The sequence below is a fragment of the Pseudoalteromonas sp. genome (assembly GCF_041629635.1).
Classification (GTDB): Bacteria; Pseudomonadota; Gammaproteobacteria; order Enterobacterales; family Alteromonadaceae; genus Pseudoalteromonas.
This window is the reverse complement of sequence record NZ_JBFKMX010000171.1, coordinates 1-6,537: the sequence shown is the minus strand read 5'-3', so window position 1 is coordinate 6,537 and position 6,537 is coordinate 1. Positions and strand designations below refer to the sequence as shown.

General features: G+C 38.7%; 5 protein-coding genes. All 5 read right to left on the bottom strand.

Going from position 1 to position 6,537, the window contains the following annotated elements:
- Positions 1-214: 214 nt before the first annotated feature.
- A complete protein-coding gene (locus ABYD77_RS16980) occupies positions 215-1,183 on the bottom strand; it encodes a PstS family phosphate ABC transporter substrate-binding protein (protein ID WP_372771281.1) in 969 nt (322 codons plus the stop codon).
- A gap of 104 nt (positions 1,184-1,287) precedes the next feature.
- Entirely contained in the window at positions 1,288-2,610 is a 1,323-nt protein-coding gene (phoR, locus tag ABYD77_RS16975; protein WP_372771280.1) for a phosphate regulon sensor histidine kinase PhoR, read from the bottom strand.
- Between the two features lie 14 nt (positions 2,611-2,624).
- On the bottom strand, positions 2,625-3,314 hold the full coding sequence (gene phoB / locus ABYD77_RS16970) for a phosphate regulon transcriptional regulator PhoB (protein WP_010560997.1): 690 nt from the start codon (positions 3,312-3,314) through the stop codon (positions 2,625-2,627).
- Between the two features lie 247 nt (positions 3,315-3,561).
- Complete coding sequence (locus ABYD77_RS16965) at positions 3,562-4,521, bottom strand: porin (RefSeq protein ID WP_372771279.1); 960 nt, start codon at positions 4,519-4,521, stop codon at positions 3,562-3,564.
- Between the two features lie 368 nt (positions 4,522-4,889).
- Positions 4,890-6,537, bottom strand: a 1,648-nt coding sequence (locus ABYD77_RS16960; RefSeq protein WP_372771278.1) for a choice-of-anchor I family protein, incomplete at its 5' end; no start/stop codon positions are given.

Genomic DNA, 6,537 nt, shown 5'->3' with positions numbered 1-6,537 from the left:
TGTTCTTCGAGGATCACCGAGGTTACTTTTTCCAAACTGCTGTTCAGCCCACTGTTGATGATTGTTTAACATCGCTATCTCCAAAATAGGTTTGAAGATCTGATCGCGGAACAAAGATTTAGTTCAAAAAAATCCCCACTAACTTCTTAGCGGGGATTTGTGTATAAGAGACAGCTGTTCAAGTGGCTTTTTTTAATTGGCTGAGATAATTTACTTATAGAAGGCCTAGCTTCTTAAGTTCTTTATTAGCCATACCTGAAGTTAGTGGTACATAACCGTCTTTCTCAACAATCTTTTGACCGTCTTTAGAAAGTACCATCTTAAGGAATTCAGCTTCAATAGGTGAAAGCGGTTTGTTAGGGTGCTTGTTTACATAAACGTATAGGAAACGAGATAGTGGGTATTTCCCAGTTGCTACGTTCTCTAATGTTGCGTCTACATAGTTAGTGCCTTTCTTCGCTAGAGGAACAGTACGAACACCAGACGTTTTATAACCGATACCTGAGTAACCGATTGCATTTAACGAAGAAGAAATAGATTGTACTACAGATGCTGAACCTGGTTGCTCATTTACGTTGTTTTTAAAGTCACCTTTACATAGTGCTTTTTTCTTAAAGTAACCGTAAGTACCAGATACTGAGTTACGACCATATAACTGGATGTCTTTACCAGCCCAAGTACCTTCTAAACCAATATCGCTCCAGCGAGTTGCTTCTTTATCAGCACCACATTTACGTGTTGATGAGAATACTGAATCAACTTCTTTGATTGTTAGACCTTCAATTGGGTTATCTTTGTGTACAAATACTGCTAGTGCATCAATTGCAACACGAACTTCAGTTGGTTTATAACCGTATTTTTTCTCAAAAGCTTCGATTTCTTTTGACTTCATTTTACGGCTCATAGGACCAAAGTTTGAAGTACCTTCTGTTAGTGCCGGTGGCGCAGTAGATGAACCAGCTGCTTGAATTTGAATATTCACGTTAGGGTATTGACGCTTATATTCTTCAGCCCAGAAAGTCATCATGTTTGCTAATGTGTCCGAGCCAGTTGATGAGAAATTACCAGAAATACCAGTTGTTTTTTCGTAATCTGCTAATTGGTTATCTACTGCAATCGCGTTACCAGCAAACATTGCTGTAACAGTTAGGCCCATTGTAGCCACTAAGTTTTTAAGTTTCATTGGGTAACTCCAATTGATTATCCCGTTTTGATGATGCGACTATTTTTAGCCTTTTCCATGACAGTAACATGACTAAAATATGACAAATTTATTAACACCAATTTTTATTCAAATTCAGATTCTAACTTTTTGTTTTTTAAGCGTTCGTTAGAAAAAGAAAAACTAAAAATTGAACCTTCACCTACTTTTGATGAAATATTTAAGTGAGAATCATGACGAGTTAACACATGTTTAGTGATCGCCAAACCTAAACCTGAGCCACCTGTATCCCTTGAGCGCGCTTGATCAACACGATAAAAGCGCTCAGTTAAACGATGAATATGTTCCGGCGCAATGCCATCACCATTATCTTCCACACTAAACTCAACACCTCTGCCATTTTTTTGCCAAGTGATAATAATTTCACCACCTTTTGGTGTGTAGCGAATCGCATTAAAAACAAGGTTTGAAAATGCACTGCGTAGTTCTTGTTCTTTACCGATAACGTTAAGCGTATCGTCAATATTAAGCGTTATAGTGTGTTGCTTGTCTTGATTCAACTGCTCGGCTTCACGGTAAATATTCATCAACATACCGCTGATATCCACTTCTTCTTCGAAGTCCGGCTTGTCTGAATTCTCGATACGCGCTAATGCCAGTAATTGTTCTACTAAACTTGCCATGCGCTTACATTGCTCTAACATAGTTTGCTGCGCTTTGCTCCACATTGCAGGCGGTGGTGCCATATCAGGATCAAACATTTCAAGATAACCCGACATTACTGTCAGCGGCGTACGCAATTCATGCGATACATTAGCAATAAAATCTCGTCGCATTTCTTCAAGTTGCTTAATTAAGGTCACATCGCGCACCACCATCATCAATTGTGATGCTGCGTAAGGCGTGACCCTCACCTCTAACACACTATGCGCGTCAATTGGCGATTGCAGTTCAAGCGGCTCAAGATACTCTTTCGAGCGCATATAATTAATAAAATCAGGACGACGAATTAAATTATCTAAGCGCTGTCCATGATCAAGCGGCCACTGCAAACCAAGCAAAGCGATCGATTCTTTGTTACACCAAACGATCGCCAGATCATCTTGTAGTACTAAAACCCCATCTGGAACGGCTTCTGCCCCCTCGCGAAAACGACGTATCACATCAGCTAATTCGTTGCGCTTGCGACGATTGCGTTGCTGAAGACGGTAGATCCCTTCAAAGACCTGTTCCCAGACTCCTTCCCCTTCAGGTGGGTAGTATTTTCGTTGTTCCGTTAACCAATCGCTAAGGCGGAATAACTGGCGATAATTCCACACTAGTAGTGAAAATGTACCTAGCCATAAAAGTAAAAAAGGAGCCCCTAGCAGGACTCCTATTAATGTAAGTGGAATAAAGTAAACAAAAAGGCGTTTTACTAATTCCCGCTTACTAACAATTCGTAGCATAGAATTCTCTTAAATTAGATTTTGCTCGAAAAGCGATAACCTGCACCGCGTACTGTTTGCACTAATTTATCATGTCCCATTGGCGCAATCGCTTTACGCAGACGACGAATATGTACATCAACAGTACGGTCCTCTACATATACATTTGTACCCCAAACATTATCTAGTAGTTGTTCACGGCTGTAAACACGCTCTGGGTGAGTCATAAAGAAGTGCAGTAATTTAAATTCCGTTGGGCCCATATCCAACTCGTTACCAGCGGAGGTAACACGGTGAGAAATAGGATCTAAACGTAAACCATGAACTTCAATTGCTTCTTCCAGTGATGTTGGCGATACGCGACGGAAAACGGCTTTAATGCGCGCCATTAACTCTTTTGGAGAGAAAGGTTTAGTAACATAATCATCAGCACCTACTTCAAGGCCTTTGATTTTATCTTCTTCTTCACCGCGAGCGGTTAGCATTATAATTGGGATATGACGGGTGTAATCACTATTTTTAATTTTCTTAGCAATTTGTACACCACTGGTACCAGGCAACATCCAGTCTAACAAAATCATATCTGGATAAGGCTCAACTAGCGCATCCATTGCTGAATCATAATCCTGAGCTTCAATAGCCTGAAATCCATTTTGTTCAAGTACGAATACCAACATTTCACGAATTGGTGCTTCGTCATCAACCACTAGTATCTTACGCGACATGAAATAATTCTCTTAGTTATCAACTGACTTAATTATCAAAGTAAAGTGTGACACTTTTATGAATATAAACATAAAAATATCATAAATAAACTGTCGTTAATGTGTCATGTAAGTATCACCACACCTTAACTGGATTAAAAAGCATTATTTATCAATATTATACTTTTAAAAAAAGAGCCATAATGATATTAAAAAAGCCCCTAAAGGGGCTTAAAAAATTAACCAAATTGTCACGTTTTTATTGCAATTAAAAATCATATCTAAGTGTAACAGCTAAGTGACCTTCGTCATCACTGTTATCCAAATCTCGCTGGGTATACCAAATATAGGCTTTGGCCTGTTTACCTAATTTACGCTCAACACCCACCGAACTTGCCGTGCCGCTATCTTTTAATTTACCAAATCCCGTTTCATCATCTTGATACTGAACAAGAATCTTATAATTTTCAATTTTGTATGAAGCACTTAGAACAAAGGTATCACCATCATCACCCGATGATACTTTTTCGCTGTTTTGATACATACCGTTAATTGTAAAGTCCCCTAATTTCCCATGTGCTGATACTCGGTCAATATTGTAGCCAGCAACATCTTCATCATGAGCGTATGACACATAAAAAGGTGTTTTCTTTAATGCCTTATCACCGTAACCAATCGCTGCTGAAACCCCAGCCCCCTCAGTTTGTTTACTATTTTCTTCTGCTACATAAGTAACTTCAAACTGCAATTGACCGAATTTAGGAGATTGGTAATTCACCATATCCCCTAAACGGTTTTCACCCGTTACCAAATGCTTAATATCACCAACAAAATCATTCATCATATCAAGTTTATTTTGCGATTTTTTAAGTGCGGTATCTTTTCGACCAATTAAGATCTGACCAAACTTATTGCTTTTGATCCCTACATATTGATCACGTGATTTAATGTTATCGTCGCTACCGTTGGCACCATCTTGCTCTGAGATATTAACTTCCCACTCTAACTTGGTCAGAACCGAAAGATCATCCGAAATACTATGATTTGCTTTAATACCAAAGCGAGAAGCATAAGAATCTACTTCAGTGGAGCTATCTTGATTATCAATATCGACATACCTTAAACCTAGGTGTGCTCGACCATACACTTTGGCTTCCGTGTCTGCGATCACATCCATTGGTAGCAGCACTAAACCGATACAGCTCGCTAGTAAGAGTTTTTTGATCATAATGATTTCCTCAAGCAGAGTGTGTTTAAGCAATTTGCTTTTATTTTATATACTTATGAACTGAATATATATTTTATTTATTATTTACTCTAGTACATTTTTGCATGATGGCAATGATTATGGATCACTATTTTACTAGTCGGATCATCTTTATACTAAGAGTGAGCAAAAAAGGCGTTGTATGGATCTAAAAATTACCAAGATCATTGTGGTTTTAGATCAAATTTCAATGAGTTAGCAGTGTTTTAACTTTGAAATGAGGTAAAAAAAGGCATTTAGTTGGTAGGATCGTGATCCCTAATCGTAAAATTGAGATCTTGTTGGTAAGAAAGTGATCCCAAATTAAATTTGAGATCACCACAACTTAATTATTGAGCTTGTTTTTCTGCAATCTGCCAAACACTTACTGAACCTGAGATCTCATTACCAACAACCAATAGAGGTTTACCTGTTGGACTGTGTTCAGCCGCAATAAACGACATACCTTCAGGCGCTAAATCACCACTGATTTCAGCACCTTCTTCAACTCCACGATTAATAAAGTAGTCAACAAATTCAACGTTATATGGGTTAGTGATATTAAATACCATAATCCCTCCCATGCGCTCTAAACCTAAAAATGCATAACTTTGCTCACCAATTTTGCCGATTGCAAGTGCCTCTGGCTCTGCACCTTTGGCATCCGAGCGCGTATCACCTTCATTTGCATCTTCATCATTATTAAATGCTTTACCATGAATAGACGCCGTAATTCGGTCAACTTGATCACCCGAGTCAAAAACAAGCAAGCCATTTTGATCCCAAATCGAGAATGATCGCGCACCATAGGTATACAACTTCTCATATAGTCCGTCTTGATCCGCATCACCGTACTCAGTGGTTACTTTTAAACGACCAATATCATCATTATCATTATTTAAATGGCTGAAGTTTGCAGCTAAATTGAGATCCTTTACACGAGATTCATCGGTATAAGCTAAGCAACCATCATCTTCGTCATAATCAAGGCCACCATTTGCAATACATTCTGCTTCATCTGCAGCATCAAAGAAATATTCTCGGCCATCACCTTCATTGGCAGAAACAATAAATGAGGCACCTTGCCAGGTATAAGAAGCAATGGTATCGGGTTGATACATACCAAATAAATCATTGTAATGTTTAAAGTTAATACCACCGTCTTTATCGGATGCATCAAAATCAAGGTTTGACCAATCTTTAAAACCTAGCCCTTTTACTTCAATGCTATTGCTTGTTAAATCTAAAAATGCAATTGCATTGTTTTCTTGAAGGCTAATATAAGCCATCTTGCTATCTGCACTCACAGTAATGTATTCAGGCTCTAAATCTTCAGCTACTGTGGTGTTAATTAATTTGCCTTTAATGGTTTGCCCCTTAGGATTAGCAAATACAACGCCATCAGCTTCAAGCTCTGCTTGCTTACCATTATATGCTGTCAGTGAAATTTCAGTTGCCGAGGTTGCCACTTCACCATTTGAAACACTAATGATTGAGATGCTGCCTTCACCATCAAATGAATAATCACTTAGAGGTTCACCTTCATTGGCCACCAGTATTTTTGCGCCATCAGGGGTAAACGTAAGCATGTCAGGTAAATAACCAACTGGTACGTTTTTAACAAAGTTTGGTGTAGCGCCAGTTAAGCTATAAATAGCAACATTACCCTTTTCAGCTTTGCTCGGAGCGGCCATTGCTACCGCAAGCAAACTTTGATCGGGCGAAATCGCAATGCTATTTGCATCACCGCTGGTGTGTTCATTTAATTTAATTTGGCTAAATGAAGTTAGGTTTGTATTGGTAACGATACCTTCATTGTTTTGAAGTAAACCACTCGCATCTATGGCTTCAATTTTGATTAAATCAACAACAGCTTCAGCACCTGAGCTATTTATTGCAAAAATAGTTTGTGACGCTTTATGAAAAGCGACAATCTCTGCTGCACCTTCAGGCGATTGTGCATTAAGTACTGCGCGTCCAACTAACTTTATGTCGAGT